This is a genomic window from Martelella mangrovi (assembly GCF_040545495.1).
Classification (GTDB): domain Bacteria; phylum Pseudomonadota; class Alphaproteobacteria; order Rhizobiales; family Rhizobiaceae; genus Martelella; species Martelella mangrovi.
In genome coordinates, this window is record NZ_JBEPLY010000002.1 from 167611 (window position 1) to 183826 (window position 16216).

Consider the following 16216-nt stretch of genomic DNA (forward strand, 5'->3'; position numbering starts at 1 on the left):
ATTTGAAAATTGATAAGTCTTTGTTTTGACGTCTTTATTGATGTTTCTCAAAAACTGGCACGCGGCTTGCAGATAAAATATCAGGCAGCGGCGGAGAGGTGACGTCGCGGGAGGGCTTCAGATGAACATATCCCGACATTTGTAGATGTCGCTGCCTTGATGACGAGGGTGGCGCCGCGGTTCGCTCAATCGACAGCGGCCTGCCGGGGCCAGACCCCAGTTCAACACGACCTGGTTTTAACGGGAGGACGTAAACCATGAAGACATTTCTGACTGCAGCTGTTTCCGCCGCTGCGCTTTTCGCCGCGGCTTCCGCCGTTTCCGCTGCTGATGATGCCTGCAGCGATGACGAGATGGTCATCAAGTTCAGCCATGTGGTCGCCGATCAGGGCCATCCCAAGGGGGATGCCGCGCGCATGCTGGCCGACCGCGTCAACGAGGAGCTCGATGGCGAAGCCTGCATGGAGGTTTTCCCGAACTCGACGCTGTTTGACGACGACAAGGTGCTTGAGGCGCTGTTGCTCGGCGATGTTCAGCTGGCAGCCCCCTCGCTGGCCAAGTTCGAGGCCTATACGCTGAAATACCGGCTTTATGACCTGCCGTTCCTGTTCTCGAGTCTCGATGCGGTGGAACGCTTCACCACCAGCGACGCCGGCAAGGGCATGCTGACGGCGATGGAAGACAAGGGCTATATGGGCCTTGGCTACTGGTCTTCGGGCCTGAAACAGTTTTCCGCCAACAAGCCGCTGATCCTGCCAACGGACGCGGCCGGCCTGAAATTCCGGGTACAGACCTCGGATGTGGCGGTCGCCATGATCAACGCGCTTGATGCCTCCGCCCAGAAGCTTGCCTTCAAGGAAGTCTATGGCGCGCTGCAGACCGGCGTTGTCGACGGGCAGGAAAACACCTGGTCGAATATCTATACCCAGAAGTTCTTCGAGGTTCAGGACGGCATTACCGAGACCAACCATCAGCTTCTTGCCTACCTGCTGGTGACCTCCACCGACTGGCTCGATGGCCTCGACCCGGATTTCCGGGACCGTTTCCTCACGATTGTCGAGGAGGTAACGGCCGAGGCCAATGCCTCCGTGGCAGCCAAGGAACAGGCCAATCGCGCCAACATCATCGACGCCGGCAGCGAAGTGCGGGAACTTTCTCCCGAAGAGCGCCAGGCCTGGGTGGATGTGATGAAGCCGGTCTGGGCCGAGTTCGAAAATGACATCGGCGCCGACCTCATTCAGGCGGCTGTTGAATCCAACAACTAAGCGGCGGACCGGGGCGGCGCGGTATCAACTGTGCCGCCCATGACTGCCTGATGGATGTATTGGGAGGGGACCCGCCATGGCCGCCTACTGGCCCTATTTTGCCCTGATCGCGATTCTTGTTCTGCTTTACCTGGTCGAACGTCGCCACCGCGCTTTCGTGACCCGGCTGGAAGAAAACGTGCTGGCGATACTGCTTGCCGCCATCACCGTGATCTCGTTTGCGCAGGTCGTCATGCGCTACGGCTTCAACAGCGGCTGGGGCGGTGCGCTGGAACTGACGCGCATTCTGTTTGCATGGATGATCCTGTTCGGCATGAGCTATGGCCTGAAGACCGGCCTGCACCTGGGTGTCGATGCCCTGATCCGCACTCTGCCCCACCGCGCTTTCCGCGTCGTTGCCCTGTTCGGCGCACTGACCGGCCTGCTCTATGCCGTCATCCTGCTGTCGTCCGACTGGCTGCAGATTTTCGGCGCCAACGCCAAGGGCGGCGCGGTGTTCTACTGGCATCGCTTCTTCAGGGCCGGGATCGGCCTCGATGATCTGCGTTACCCGCTTTTCATGCAAGACTGGTTCGGGCTTCAGGAGCGCGTTCAGCGCTGGGTCGCCTACATCATTCTGCCCGTCGGTCTGGCGCTCCTCGCCTATCGCTCGCTTGAGGCATTCATCCAGATCTGGACCGGCAAGCGTGAACTCGTCATCGCCAGCCATGAAGCCGAAGAGCTGGTGGCTGAAAACAAAGATGTGCTGAAGGACTAGGCCCATGGAAATCGCCATTCTGTTTCTGCTGGTCTTCGGCCTTCTGTTTGCCGGCGCGCCGGTTGCCATTTCGCTCGGCCTGTCATCGGTGCTGTTCATCGCGTTTTTCTCGCGCGATTCCATGTCGTCGGTGGCGTTGCAGCTGTTCACCGCCTCGCAGAACTACACGCTGCTTGCCATTCCCTTCTTCGTGCTGGCGTCCGCATTCATGTCGACGGGGGGCGTCGCGCACCGGCTGGTGCGCTTTGCCATTGCCTCCGTCGGGCATTTTCGCGGCGGTCTGGCCATGGCGTCGGTCATGTCGTGCATGCTGTTTGCCGCCCTTTCCGGCTCGTCGCCGGCAACCGTTGTCGCCATCGGCACGATTGCCATCGCCGGCATGCGTCAGGTCGGCTACACCAAGGAATTCGCCGCCGGCATCATCGCCAATGCGGGCACGCTCGGCATTCTCATCCCGCCATCCATCGTCATGGTGGTTTATGCGGCGGCGACCGATGTGTCCGTCGGGCGCATGTTCCTCGCCGGTATCATTCCCGGCACGATTGCCGGTTTCATGCTGATGGCCGCCATTTATGTGATGGCGCGGATCAAGCAATTGCCCGCCGAACCGTGGAAAGGGTTTCTCGAAATCGTCGAGGCGGGCAAGGATGCCGGCTGGGGCCTGTTTCTTATCGTCATCATTCTCGGCGGCATCTATGGCGGCGTCTTCACCCCCACGGAAGCAGCGGCCGTGGCGGCCGTCTATGCCTTTCTGGTGTCGATCTATATCTACCGCGACATGGGGCCGCTCAAGGGCATGCGCTGGATTGAGGAAAGCGACGGAAGACGTTCGAAAACCGGATTTCTGGCGTCGGTCTACGGCATTTCCTTCCTGTTCGTGTTCCTGATCCTCGCCTTCTTCGCCACGGACGGCGTCGACGCGGCCTGGGCCAGCCCGACGGCGCGGCTGATTGCCGGCATTGTCTTGTCCATCGCCGTCGTTATTGCCTACACGCTCTGGCGCGGCGAGAATGCGCGGGTGAACCAGGTTCCGGCCTATCTCATCTCCGGCGTGCCGATATGGTACCGTAACCTGAAGGCCAATATTCTCAGGACACCGTTCTGCCTGTCGCATGAGGATACCCGCCGGACGACCGTGGGAGCTGCCAAGACCACGGTGATGCTGATGTTCATCATCGTCAACGCACTGCTCTTTGCCCATGTGCTGACGGCGGAGCGCATTCCGCAGGCGATCACCTCGGTCATGGTCGATGCCGGGTTCAACTGGTTCACCTTCCTGATCGCGGTCAACATTCTGCTTCTGATCGGCGGCCAGTTCATGGAGCCGTCCGGCCTTTTGCTGATCGTGGCCCCGGTGGTGTTTCCGATTGCGATGGAACTCGGCGTCGATCCGATCCATCTCGGCATCATCATGGTGGTCAACATGGAAATCGGGATGATCACGCCGCCGATCGGGCTCAACCTGTTTGTGACGTCGGGGATAACGGGCATGAGCCTGGTCAAGGTCGTCAGGGCAGCCGCACCCTTCGTGATGGTGCTGTTCCTGTTCCTTATTCTGGTGACCTATGTCCCGTTCATTTCCACGGCCTTGCCGTACTGGCTGATGGGTCCGGAAATCGTCACTCGCTGACGTTCAAAGCAATGCCCGGGCACATTGGCTGTGCCTGGGCAATTGGAATGCCAAGGGGTTTCCTCAAGGCATCGCAAGCGCTTCCTGTTCCTCATCTGTCAGAACCCGTGAACGGGTGAGAAAGCGCTTTTCCCGGCCGTTGTCGAGGCTGAACATGCCGCCGCGACCGGGCACGACATCGAGAATGAGCTGAGTGTGTTTCCAGGCCTGAAACTGCGGGCCGGAAATCCAGACCTCGGCGCCCTCAACGCTTCCAAGCCGTACATCGCTGCTGCCGAGATGAAATTCCGCCTTCGGATAGCACATCGGCGACGAGCCATCGCAGCAACCGCCGGACTGATGAAACATGATCTCGCCGTGATCGGCCTGAATTTCGTGAATGAGGGCGCGGGCCGCCGTGGTGGCTGTTACCCGGCATCCCTTCTCCGCCCCTTCGGGCAGGGTGTCATCCGTTGCGCAGGCAATGTCGTGTTCACGCATGTTAGCCTCCTTTCAGACAATTTGGCGGCAGGCAGGTCCCTGCCCGCCTGCCGCCCGCGCCGGCACCGTGTGGCGCCGGGTCTTGGGGGATATGATCCCGACGCGTCGCGCCTCAGAAGAAGCCAACCTTGTCGGTGCTGTAGCTGACCAGCAGGTTCTTGGTCTGCTGATAATGGTCGAGCATCATCTTGTGGGTTTCTCGGCCGATACCGGACTGCTTGTAGCCACCAAAGGCGGCATGCGCCGGATAGGCATGGTAGTTGTTCACCCACACGCGGCCTGCCTGAATATGCCGTCCGAAGCGGTAGCAGGTATTGGCATCGCGCGACCATACACCGGCGCCAAGCCCGTAAAGCGTATCATTGGCAATCTCCAGCGCTTCGGCTTCGTCCTTGAATGTGGTGACGGAGACCACCGGGCCGAAGATTTCCTCCTGGAAGACCCGCATCTTGTTGTGGCCCTTCAGAATGGTCGGTTTGATGTAATAGCCGCTCGAAAGCTCGCCGCCGAGATCGGCCTTTTCGCCGCCGAGAAGCACTTCCGCGCCTTCCTGCCGGCCGATATCGAAGTAGCTCAGGATTTTCTCCTGCTGTTCGCTGGAGGCCTGAGCGCCGATCATCGTGTCGGCTGCGCGGGGATCGCCCTGAATGATGGCCTTGGTGCGGGCAATCGCCCGTTCCATGAATTCATCATAGATGTCTTCATGGATCAGCGCCCGGCTCGGGCAGGTGCAGACTTCGCCCTGATTGAGCGCGAAGAACACGAAGCCTTCGATCGCCTTGTCGAGGAAATTGTCGTCCTCGCGCATCACATCCTTGAAGAAGATGTTGGGCGATTTGCCGCCAAGTTCCAGCGTCACGGGAATAAGGTTTTCCGTGGCATATTGCATGATCAGGCGGCCGGTCGTGGTCTCCCCGGTAAAGGCGATCTTGGCAATGCGCGGGCTCTGCGCCAGCGGCTTGCCGGCTTCCAGACCGAAGCCGTTGACGATGTTGAGCACGCCGGCCGGCAGGACATCGGCAATCAGCTCCGCCAGAACCATGATCGAGGCCGGTGTCTGTTCGGCCGGTTTGAGCACCACGCAATTGCCGGCGGCAAGGGCCGGCGCAAGCTTCCACGATGCCATCAGGATCGGGAAGTTCCACGGAATGATCTGCCCGACGACGCCGAGCGGCTCATGGAAGTGATAGGCGATGGTGTCGTCATCGATTTCGCTCATCGAGCCTTCCTGCGCACGCAGAACGGAAGCGAAATAACGATAATGGTCGGCTGCCAGCGGAATGTCGGCCGCTCTGGTCTCGCGGATGGGCTTGCCGTTGTCCCAGGTCTCCGCCGTTGCCAGCAGTTCGAGATTTTCCTCGATGATATCGGCAATCTTCAACAGCAGGTTGGCACGTTCGGTCGGCGGGGTACTGCCCCATTTTGCCTTGGCCGCGTGCGCCGCATCCAGCGCCAGATTGACGTCATCGGCGTCCGAACGCGCGATTTCGTTGATCGCAGCGCCTGTGATCGGCGTGGTATTGGTGAAATAGCGCCCGTTTTTCGGGGGCACGAATTTGCCGCCGATGAAGTTGTCATAGCGGTCCTTGAAAGGCGATTTCAAAAGCCCTTCGGTTTTCGGCATCTCGTTCATGATACTCCTCCCAGAAATTATCTGAACTCTATTGAGGCCCTGAATTTGCGCGCGCAGACGGGCCTTGTCACCGGCACGAAACCGGCAGAGGAGCAATACTGTCTCGGGATTGAGACAGTTTGCGGGCTGAAAGGTGTTTTGAAGACGGATGCAATGAACGGCATCAAGGCGGGCAGCTGGCACCAAAGCCGCCCGCAGGATGTCGCATCAGCTCTCTATGCTATGCTGGGCAAGGCCAAGCCGCTTCATGCGGCGATAAAGCGTTGCCCTGCCGATGCCGAGATCTCTGGCTGCACGGCTGACATTGCCGTTCTGCCGGGCAAGCGCCCTCACCACGGCCGAACGTTCCGCCGGAACGAAACCGGAATTCGGCGCCTCGCCGGTCAGAAGATCATCGGTGGGAACCGGTGCAAATGCGCCTGTCGGTGTCAGGCCAAGCGCCTGCCGCGCCGCCCGTGTTGCACCGACGACCAGATCGTCTGCGTTGACAGCGACAAGGGCGGTTTGCGTATCTGCCGGCTCGCTGTCATCGTCCCCTTTGCTGCCATCGATCAGCACAATCCGATGGCCGGAATGGCTATGGCGAAAACAATCCGCCTCGATCTGCCGGGCGGCCTGACGCACAAGCGCGGCGATCATCTGGTTGGCGGGCGCGGTCTGGTCGCTGCGGGCTGATGAAACATCCAGCGCGCCGATCAGCCGGCCGTCGGGGCCATGGATCGGTGCATCCATGCAGCTCATGGCAATGTTGCTTTCAAGAAAGTGTTCGCTCTGGTGGATGATGAGCGGGCGTTCCTCGGCAAGGCAGGTGCCGATGCCATTTGTGCCGACGGCTGCTTCCGACCAGTTGCGTCCGGGTCTCAGCCCCCAGCTCTCGAAACTCGACTGATCGCCGCTGCGCCAGCGTCCGTCCAGAACATATCCGTCCGCGTCACTGAGAAACACGCCGCAGGCTGACTGCGAAACACAGCGAAACAGCCGGTCGAGCCGGGAACCGGCGACATGAAGCAGCAGATCGAACCTTTGCCGCCGTTCCGACAATTCGCGGGCGGTGATGGTTTCGGCGCGGCGGGGTGCCGCGTTTGCGGGGTCGAGCCCGTGCTGCACATGCGAGCGCCACCATGAAGCGGCAACGGGCGAGCACGCCGGGCCGTCTGCCGACAGCGCCGTTGAAAGCACAACATCGGCATGCCTGCGGGTTCCCCCCGGCCTTGAGAAAGACGCCATGGGTACCTCCTCCCAAACAAGCGTATCACGCAACCGGATGCGCACATCTTCGGTGCTTTTCCGGCCTCCTCTGCGGATCGCTGACCGCATTGTGATGGAAAACGCCGCATGAGGGAAGATATTTTGCCTGCCACCGGATCAGACTTTGGTGAAACGGACGGCCACAGCCAAGAACGGAACGCAACAGGCGATCTGCGTCAAAAAGGCAAATGCCTGATATTTTCGATGTCCTTCCCGTCCATTCCTGCTATCCGTAATTCATGACCTACGGCGTGTTCATTCATCGTTCGGATTCGATCTATGACGACAGTCCGGCCGAGCGCTATCAGTTTCCGGCGCAATATCGCACGCGCGTGGAAGCCTGTGTCGGCGACTGGATCGTGTACTATGAACCGAGCAAGGTGCGCGAAACACGCGGCTATTTCGCCGTCGCCAAAGTGCAGGCGGTCATCCAGGACCCATCTGCCGCGAACATGTTCATCGCTCTGATCGAGCCCGGAACCTATCTCGATTTTGTCAATCCGGTGCCCTTCAACCACGACGGCACGCTGATAGAGCGCGGATTGCTGAATGAGGCCGGCCGGATTTCCGGTCGCGCGCAATCGGCCGTCCGACCTCTGTCTGCTGAAGACTTCAATCGCATCCTGTCACTTGGACTTGACGAAACGGTGCAGGAACTTCCGCGCATCGATACGGGATATGACAAGCCAGTTCATGACGGTTTTCATGAACAGGGACAGCAACTATTCGTCTTCGAAGAGCAGCGCATCCGCATTCCACAACTTAACTCGCGGGTGGTGCGTGACCGGCTTTTCCGGCGGCTGGTGATCACCGCCTATGACAAGCGCTGCGCGATTACCGGCCTGAAGCTGATCAATGGCGGCGGCCGCGCCGAGGTCGACGCCGCCCATATCCGCCCGGTCGAACACAGCGGCCCGGATATCCTCACCAACGGCATCGCCCTTTCCGGAACAGCCCACTGGATGTTCGACCGTGGCCTGATCGCGCTTTCCAACGACCTCGATATCCTCGTATCACGACAGGCAAACGACCCGGACAGCATCCATTCCCTGATCAACACAACAGGAAAGGCCATCGCCCCCACCCGCGCCGCGCAACGTCCTCATCCACGTTTCCTTCAATGGCACCGGGAAAACTGCTTCAAGCACTGACCCCATGCAGGACCGGGAGGCGACGCGCACTTGGTTGCAAAACCGGCCCGTCAATTTCCATGTGCATCACAGCTGTAGCAGCCTGATCAGGAAGAATCCGGGCCGGTAGGACGACTTCCGTCATATCTTGCCGATAATATTGATGAACCAACCGCGGTCATCATAGGTCTGATCGCGCAGGTCGTCGCTGAAGTTGCCGAAATTATAGCCAAGGCCGACTTTCATGTTCTGGCCGAAGTGACGGTAAAGGCCTGTCAGGGCGCCGAAGTCCGTCGTCTTCGAACTCGGCGTGTAAAGCACCCGACCTTCGGCAAGGAAGTCCCACTTCTTGATGACATGAACATCGGCCCGGATGATTCCCAGATGGGCATTGGCATTTTCCCAACCGGTATAATATGTGCCCCGTTCAGGATCATCGATCTGCTGTTTGACCTCGCTCAGGCGAAAACCGTATTTTGCGCCGATCGTCAGCTCCTTGGTAAGGTCGTAGGCAAAGTCGGCAGAAAGGATGTGGGTCCGCTGACCGGGCTCGTCCCTGTCGGAATAGTTATAGGCCGCGACATTCGGCACGTCATAGAGGAAATTATAGCGGAACAGCGCATTGAAGCGGTCATTTTCCACCGGACGGTAAGCCCATCCCACCACGGCGTCGACATAGTCGTTGACAGCCAGTGTCGCTTTCGGCCCGGCATCCTCGAAAACCGTGTCGATACTGGTCAGAAGCCGCCAGTTGTCATTGGCGCGGTAGTTGTAGAAGCCCTAAATCAGGTAGCTGTCGATATCGTCAGTGCCGTCTTCGGAATCCTCGAAACGCGCCTCACCGCGCAACCGGGCGACAATCCCGTTTTCCTCGTCATCGTCATAATTGAACGCCAGCGAGAATGAATCGCGGTCGAAATCGGTGTTTTTCAGCCCCGTGATCGGATCGATCGTATCGTCATCGACCATACCGCCCTCATAGGCCGCATCAACGGTCCAGATGGCATCGGGTTCGAATTTCACGCAATAGGTGCGCGACATCGTGTTCCGTTCGCCATAGAGATCGTAATTGTTTTCGGCGTAGACGGACCACATGTCGTTCATCCGCTGCTCCGCCCCGACAACGACCGTTCTGAGATCCTGACCATAAAGATCATAGGTCTGGTTCCAGTCATAGGCCCGGTCGGGATCAAGCACGTAGTTGACGTAGTAACGGTCGGTATCGTTGGGCTTGTAGGAGACACCGGCCATGCCGCCCCAGCCCGTCGTGCCGTAGGAGACCTCGCCGTCGAGACCGAGCCTTTCGGTGATCTGGTAGCTGGTTCCGATACCGCCGCGATCGCCCCGTTCGATATTGCCCTTGTCGAAGACGGTGGTCTGCCCGAACACGTAGACCGTGCTTTCCTCGTCATCGAGCGTATATTCTGCCCGTATCCCCAGATCCAGCCGCTCGCCATCATCGCCATATGTGGCGACCGTCGTTTCGGAAGGCCGCCGCTGGAGCGTATATCCAAGCCCGCCGGAAAGCGCCCAGCGCTCGTCGATCTGCCGGGTCAGGCTCAGATCGCCCTGTTGTTTGCTGCTGCCGACAACATAGGAGTGAGAGTCCTCGTTGTAGTAGCTTTCACTGTCGAAATAGTCGTAGGACAACGCCAGCGAAAGCGTATCGCTGAGTTCCGCGTTGGCACTGATGCCCCACTGCATCTGGGGCGCATTCAGATCCTCCGTCAGAGAGTTGAACCCGGCCTGCTTGTCCTCGAAATAGGCCTGTATCAACCCTTCGGCATTTTCGTTGATGTCCGCCAGATCGACCTGGCCCGCCAGACGCCATCCCAGGGCGGACTTCCCGATGTCATTGGTGTTGAGGTCGGTATGGGTCAGGCCGCCATCCATGGAGATCGACTGCCCCGACGCGGCCCCATGCGTTTTCGCGATTTCGGCATCGAGAAACGTGCTGTCGGAATACCGCAGCCGGACATCGGCACCATAGGCATCTTTGGTGTCCTCGCCGGTACCATCCGACGATCCGGTCACGCCGATGCGCAGATGATCGCCGAACCACTGTTCGGCGCGCCCCCCGTAGACAGTGCCGTCAACATCTTCGATTACCGGCGTATAGTCGTATTCAGCAACAAGATAGACGTCGTTGCCGCCGATGGCGCCAAACCGAACGGCGGATGTGGTTCCGGTCTTCGAAGCCAGCGGATCCGTCAGAATGATCACGCCCTGGATATAGTCGATCGTGTAGTCTTCGCCGTAGGCCAGCGTGGAGGAACTGACGACAACGCCGGTATCCGGGTTACGCACCTCGATTGTCAGCGTTTCGGTATCGGCGGTCAGGTCGGAATGGTTGAGGAAGTAGACCGAACCGCCGGTTCCCAGGAACTGGTCAACGGCAGACAACGTGTCGGGTGCTGCACCATAAGCCTGCAACTGCGTTTGCGGGGCGCCGAAAGATGTCGCCTTGTCCGGCTGGTAAACCGCCTGAGCGCCGTAAAGCGCGCGGTTCGTGTTCTGCAGCTCGGTTCCGTCTATCCTGACCCGGTAATCGCCCCACATGATGTGGCTGTCGTGGTGCTGCAGGCGAACATAGAATTTTCCGCTCGTCGGCGCATCGTCGATCGCCGCGGAATCATCGCCGTAAACCGGGTAGTAATCGTCGGCATTCAGTTCCTTGAGCAACTGACGGGCATTGCGCTCATCCAAGCCGGGAAACAGGTCGGCAAGGTCGTCTTCCTCCGTATCGAGCGCCGCGGTCAGAATATACTCGCCCTTGATCTTGCCTTTGAGATAGAACGCGACACGGCCATTGGTATAGACCTCGTCATATTCTTCGTCGCGCACCTCCTCGATATTGTGAGAGCCCGTGCGCTGACCGATCGTCAGATCGGCAAGTCCCATGTAGAACCACTCGCTGTCGGGGATATCGATATCGCGCGAAAACTCGACGGCTGTTTCGCCATTCGGTTTATCGACGCTGACATCCACAGAATGCTCGCCATTGGGAATGATGCGCTGAATGACGAAACTGCCGTCGTCATCGACCTCGACATCGTCACCGAGCGTACGGACCTGATAGTCACCCGGTACGTTCCGGCCGTAAACCGTGACCGTACCGCCGACGACCGGGATGTTGCGGCGCAGGGCGTAATCCTCCGACATATCCAGCGCGCCCTGGACATTGTCGACGCCGATGGTCGTGGCGCTCAGCGCCTCGTCGACGGCTATGTCGGTCGCGAGATCGCCGTCATCATCGACCATGTCCTGCAGGCGCTCCGGCGTTTCCAGCCAGATCACGCGGGAGCGGGTCTCGTCATAAAGACCGTTCTTGCCATAAACGCGCAGAACGTAGATCAGCGCATCATCGCCATCGTGGACCGGCGGCACGTCCCATTCGGTTTCACCATTCAGCTTTGCTGGAACAACGGCGAGCGGCACGCTTTCCGGCGTCAGATTGTCGTCCTCGCCGAAAACACGGATCTCGGCGCGGTCGATATAGGCGGGATAGTTGCTGGCGGTGAAGAAACGGATCCTGTCGCCAGTCTTGAACGACTCTTCGATATCGTCTGTCGCAACATTCAGGACCGGCCGCGTATCGAGCCCATCGAACTTCACCTGAATGTCGACATCGTTGAGATCGACATCCGTCCGGCGGGCGCGATGTTGCGCCCTGTTTTCCACCTGCCTGACCTTTTCCGGCTTGACCTGCGCCACCGGCTTGTTGTCGATGACCACCGGCTCCCCGTCCACGGAAATGGCAAACTGGACAGGATCGTCAGCCAGCGCCAGGGACATGTTCGCTGAAATTGCCGCCGCGCATATACCTGCCGCAAGGACGTTTTTCCGGAAGACCAACTGCATCTTTATGCCCCGCTTTTCGTTCACGATTTTCGCTATGGAGCCGTTCATTTCGACGCCTCCATGTGCGTGGTGATTTCGAGCGAATAGGGTTCCTTTTCGGCCTTCCACCGCAGGCGAACCTGTCTGGAAACCTCCTTCAGTCTCTCGCGGGCCAGTGTTTCGAGCCGGTCGCCGTAATAGTTGAGATCAAGGATGGAGGGCTCCGTCGCCAATATCGCCGTGAGCTGGTCGAGACCTTCCAGCCAGTCCGGCTTCAGCGTTATCTCGTTCTCGACGAAGGACGCGTCCGTCAGATCAAGGCTGACAACCCGACCAATCGATGCGCCGAAGTTGAGCTTGGTCATCTTACCGGCCGTCAGACGGACAACCCGGGGGTTTTCGGTCGTGAGGCTGTAGCCGCTCGGCAATGTCCGCTCATCGAGCTTCATGATGAAGTTCGAGCCGATGCGGTTGTCCGGAAGGGCCGCGCAGGCGACATGGAAACGTCCGAAGGGATCGGTGGTGACAAGCACGCCGTTGACGGTCGCCACGCGAACGCCCGGAAGCCCCGGCTCGCCCTCATCCTGATACCCGTCGCGGTTCAGGTCGTCGAAGACCTTGCCGATGATATCACCGCAGTCGAAAACCGGTTCGACGGGAATTTCCACCTCGGCATAGACCGTATCGGAAATCTTCCGCCCCACCAGATCCGTCGCGAAGGCGGCATTCTTGTATTTTCCCGGCGCCGTGGAGCTCAAGACCTCCAGGCTTACCCGGATAACGACCTTCTGATCCGGATCGACGGAAATATCCCTGAAGCGAATGTCGCGGCCGGAAATGTCAGGGGTAACCGCCTCGTCATCGACGGATGCGGAGCCTTCAACATAACGGAAGCCAGACGGTATCCTGTCGGTAACCGTAATCCCCGTGACGGCGCGTTCCTGCGTATTCGTCACGGTGATGAAATAGGGCGCTTTCCCGCCTCGCCGCACTTCCTTGACCAGCGCCTGCTTGGTCACAACCACCTTCTGTGGCGTAGCGGCAGGCAGAGCGACAATGGATGTGGCCTCCTGCTCCGGCGTCAGCGACCCGTCAGGCATGACGCCCGTGGCGCGCGCGACGTTGGAGACAGCATCGCTGATCCCGCCGGCACGCTCGATATCGACCTCCGCCAGCGTATAGGTCGCGATAAAGCTCTGGCTTTCGCCGGGTGCGAGCCGGGCCGAAGCCGGGTCGAATGCACTGAAAGTCCCCTCACCGGGCTGGCTGTCGAACGTCGGACCGCCGTCTTGCGGCACCACATCGGTGAGGGTCACATTGCCGGTGTTTTCAACGGTCACCGTATAGGTGATCGTTTCCCCGACATTGCTGTAACCGTTGCCATTATCGTCGTTGAACAGACCGGACTTCGCGATTTCCAGCTTGCCGGAGGCCGGCAAGTCGGTGACCTCCGTATCCGGATCGCTCTCGATCGGATCGTCATCCGGCGTTGTCGCCGTCGTGGTTGCCGAGTTCTCCACCGAACCGGCATCCACATCCGCCTGGGTGACCGTATAGGTCGCCGTGAAGGTGAAGCTGTCGCCGGGCGCCAGCGTCTGCGGCGGCTGGTCGATCGCAACGCCGGCCGCGGCAAGCTTCGGATCGTCGACCGTCACATCGGTGAGCGTCACCGAACCGGTGTTTTCCACGAGGAAGCTGTAGACGATGGTCTCGCCGGCATCGGCAAAGCCATTGCCATTGGCATCGTCAAGCGCCCCGGTCTTGTCGACCGTCATCGCCGCCGTCGTATCGGCGGGAACCGTGGCCGTATCCGGATCGCTTTCCACCGCCGTATCGTCGGGATCGACACCCGTCGCCGTCGCGCTGTTGTCCACAGAACCGGCATCCACATCCGCCTGGGTCACCGTATAGCTCGCCGTGAAGGTAAAGCTGTCACCGGGGGCAAGCGTCTGCGGGCCCTGGTCGAGGGCAACACCGGCGGCCGCCAGCATCGCATCGTCGACCGTCACATCGGTGAGCGTCAGCGCACCGGTGTTCTCGACCACGAAGCTGTAGGCAATCGTCTCGCCGGCATCGGCAAAACCGTTGCCATTGGCATCGTCCAGCGCCGCATCCTTGTCGAGCGTTACCGAGGATGCTGTATCCGTGGGAAAGGTCACGGTATCGGGATCGCTCTCGATCAGATCATCGAAAGGGTCTGTTCCCACTGAAGTTGCGGTATTGTCGACGACGCCCGCATCGACATCCGCCTGGGTCACCGTATAGGTCGCCGTGAAGGTGAAGCTGTCGCCAGGCGCAAGCGTCTGCGGGACCTGATCGAGGGAAACACCCGCATCGGCAAGCCGTGGGTCATCCACCGTGACATCGGTGAGCGTCACATTGCCGGTGTTTTCCACGAGGAAGCTGTAGGCGATGGTCTCACCGGCATCGGCAAAGCCATTGCCATTGGCATCGTCCAGCGCCCCGGTCTTGTCGAGCGCTATTTCAGGCAGTGCCTGCTGGTCTACATCCGTCGCGCTGTTGTTGCTTATGTCCGTTTCAGTATTGGTTTCGGGAACCGTGACCGTTGCGACATTCTCGAGGTTCCCGGAAAAGTCCTCGGGAACGCTCAGCGTCAACGTGTAGGTCAGAGACGCGCCGGCGGGGAAATCTCCCGGATCATCAAGCGAGCCTGTCCCGCTCGACGCTCCGCAGACAGCGCCGCCGGTTGCGTTGCCGCAGGTCCAGCTCGCTTCGGTGATGCCGTCAGGCAGTTCGTCGAGAACGCCGGCATTCTGCGTGCCGAACGGACCGTTATTCGTCACCACGATCGTGTAGGTGACATCCTTTCCGGCCTTGTAGAATTCATTGTCGTCGGTCTTTGTGACAGCCAGATCTGCGCCGAACTGCAGTGGAGTCGTCGCACATTTCGCGCCATCATTGTTACTTGATGCGGGAGAATCCGACAAAAGCGTTGCCTCGCCGGTATCCAGGTCGAACTGATAGAAGCCTCCGGTGTTCAAAGCACCGAAGACGCCGTTGGACGCCCCGATCATTGCTCCGAACGAGTTTATGATGCCCGAGTCACCAACATCGGTAACCTGGCCGGAATTCGGGTTGAGGGTATACAGATGCCCGTCATCCATGCTGTGCCCATAGAGAAGGCCTTCGTGCCAGGCGAGGTCGGCGGTGCTTATGGTCTGTGAAAGCTGGACACTGGTGGTCGCCGCAGGGTTGGTAACGTCAATCTTGTAGAGAAATCCCGCAGCGCCGGTCGAAACCCCGTTGAACTTGACATAAAAGGAGCCATCAGGCCCGATTTCACCTGAAGCGATGCCGGCTCCGTGGGTATTGATGCCGGCGCCTTGCACCTGGCCCAGATTAGTTGCCTGGCCGTCATCCCCGATACGCCACAGGTGAAAACGCTGTTCACTGATATTGTAATGAATCGCATAGAGATAGTTATCAACCGGATTGAAACCCATGGCATTGTAAGTGTCATTGGTCACTCCGATCGGCGGATAGGTAAACGGATTTGTCGAGGTATCGACGCGATAAAGCGTTGTATTGGGGTTCCCCTGAGACAGATACATTTCCGACGTGCATCCGGGAAAGGGATCGGCGGCAGCCTCTCCGGCCCACGCCCCAATGCCAAGCACCGTCAGCAAAGCCAACGCGGTTGCACGGCAAGTATTCCCCGTCCCCCGCGCGACCGCCGACGGTGCGCGAACGGGATCCGAAAGCCTCAGTCTACCTTTAGTCGTCAATGCCGTGAGTGCATTAACGGGTCCGCCAACCATGCGTAGAATCTGTCTCACCGAACACCCCGTCCGTTATTCTCGAATTTCAATTAACGCTGTCACTGGAACTGGATTGGAACGCGAAGGGAGAAGCGGAGCGCAAACCCATCATGAGAAAAGGAAGGAATGCCTTACCAACCAGAAAGACCTGAACCGACCTCACCCATGAAAATGTCTGACCCGCAACAAAACGACGTTGTCGGATCGCCTCCCCCTCAACCTCATAAACAGAGGCCGGAGCCGCAAAACACCTCCCCTCGGAAAGTGGCGCCTTGCACAACAAGCTGTAGGTGATTCGCGGACGCAACCAGGAGTGTCACAACGTTTGATACGGTAACATTCGGCTCTTCTGCAGAGATATCCGGCTGATAAACCAGTTATTTCACAGCGCGGGACGAGCGCGTAAAAATACACTCAATATTAAATAAATTGAATATAAACATTAACTAAACTA

The 16216-nt window shown here is 59.2% G+C and carries 11 protein-coding genes; 5 read left to right on the forward strand and 6 right to left on the reverse strand.

Annotated features, from left to right (window positions below; translation table 11 throughout):
- Positions 1–257: 257 nt before the first annotated feature.
- From ABID12_RS03145 to ABID12_RS03155, 3 genes are all read left to right on the forward strand, one after another.
- The gene (locus ABID12_RS03145) at positions 258–1265 is read left to right on the forward strand and encodes a DctP family TRAP transporter solute-binding subunit (protein ID WP_354433068.1); all 1008 of its coding nucleotides are present in this window, start codon (positions 258–260) and stop codon (positions 1263–1265) included.
- A 76-nt stretch (positions 1266–1341) separates the two neighbouring features.
- Positions 1342–2022, forward strand: a complete 681-nt coding sequence (locus ABID12_RS03150) for a TRAP transporter small permease (RefSeq protein ID WP_354433069.1) — start codon at positions 1342–1344, stop codon at positions 2020–2022.
- 4 nt (positions 2023–2026) lie between these two features.
- Positions 2027–3652, forward strand: coding sequence for a TRAP transporter large permease (locus tag ABID12_RS03155; protein ID WP_354433070.1), 1626 nt, complete (start codon positions 2027–2029; stop codon positions 3650–3652).
- Positions 3653–3715: 63 nt separating this feature from the next.
- Here the strand turns inward: ABID12_RS03155 and ABID12_RS03160 are convergent, their stop codons facing one another.
- The 3 genes from ABID12_RS03160 to ABID12_RS03170 all read right to left on the reverse strand — a co-directional run bounded on the left by ABID12_RS03160 (position 3716) and on the right by ABID12_RS03170 (position 6992).
- Positions 3716–4132 carry a DUF779 domain-containing protein gene (locus ABID12_RS03160; protein ID WP_106302047.1) on the reverse strand — a complete coding sequence of 139 codons (417 nt, stop codon included), beginning with the start codon at positions 4130–4132 and terminating at the stop codon, positions 3716–3718.
- A 112-nt stretch (positions 4133–4244) separates the two neighbouring features.
- Positions 4245–5765, reverse strand: coding sequence for an aldehyde dehydrogenase (adh, locus tag ABID12_RS03165; RefSeq protein ID WP_394706071.1), 1521 nt, complete (start codon positions 5763–5765; stop codon positions 4245–4247).
- A gap of 207 nt (positions 5766–5972) precedes the next feature.
- The gene (locus ABID12_RS03170) at positions 5973–6992 is read right to left on the reverse strand and encodes a GAF domain-containing protein (protein ID WP_354433071.1); all 1020 of its coding nucleotides are present in this window, start codon (positions 6990–6992) and stop codon (positions 5973–5975) included.
- Between the two features lie 108 nt (positions 6993–7100).
- On the opposite strand from ABID12_RS03170, the gene ABID12_RS03175 reads away from it, so the two are divergent.
- Entirely contained in the window at positions 7101–7256 is a 156-nt protein-coding gene (locus ABID12_RS03175) for a hypothetical protein (RefSeq protein WP_354433072.1), read from the forward strand.
- Positions 7253–8164: an HNH endonuclease gene (locus ABID12_RS03180; RefSeq protein ID WP_354433073.1), complete on the forward strand. Its 912-nt coding sequence runs from the start codon at positions 7253–7255 to the stop codon at positions 8162–8164. Before ABID12_RS03175 ends, ABID12_RS03180 begins: the two co-directional genes overlap by 4 nt.
- Positions 8165–8284: 120 nt before the next feature.
- On the opposite strand, the gene ABID12_RS03185 is transcribed toward ABID12_RS03180, so the two are convergent.
- From ABID12_RS03185 to ABID12_RS03195, 3 genes are all read right to left on the reverse strand, one after another.
- Complete coding sequence (locus tag ABID12_RS03185) at positions 8285–8785, reverse strand: hypothetical protein (protein WP_354433074.1); 501 nt, start codon at positions 8783–8785, stop codon at positions 8285–8287.
- A 138-nt stretch (positions 8786–8923) separates the two neighbouring features.
- Positions 8924–11938 (reverse strand): TonB-dependent receptor, encoded by a 3015-nt coding sequence (locus tag ABID12_RS03190; protein WP_354433075.1) that lies wholly within the window; start codon positions 11936–11938, stop codon positions 8924–8926.
- A gap of 110 nt (positions 11939–12048) precedes the next feature.
- Positions 12049–15555, reverse strand: coding sequence for a DUF7507 domain-containing protein (locus tag ABID12_RS03195; RefSeq protein ID WP_354433076.1), 3507 nt, complete (start codon positions 15553–15555; stop codon positions 12049–12051).
- Positions 15556–16216 lie beyond the last annotated feature (661 nt).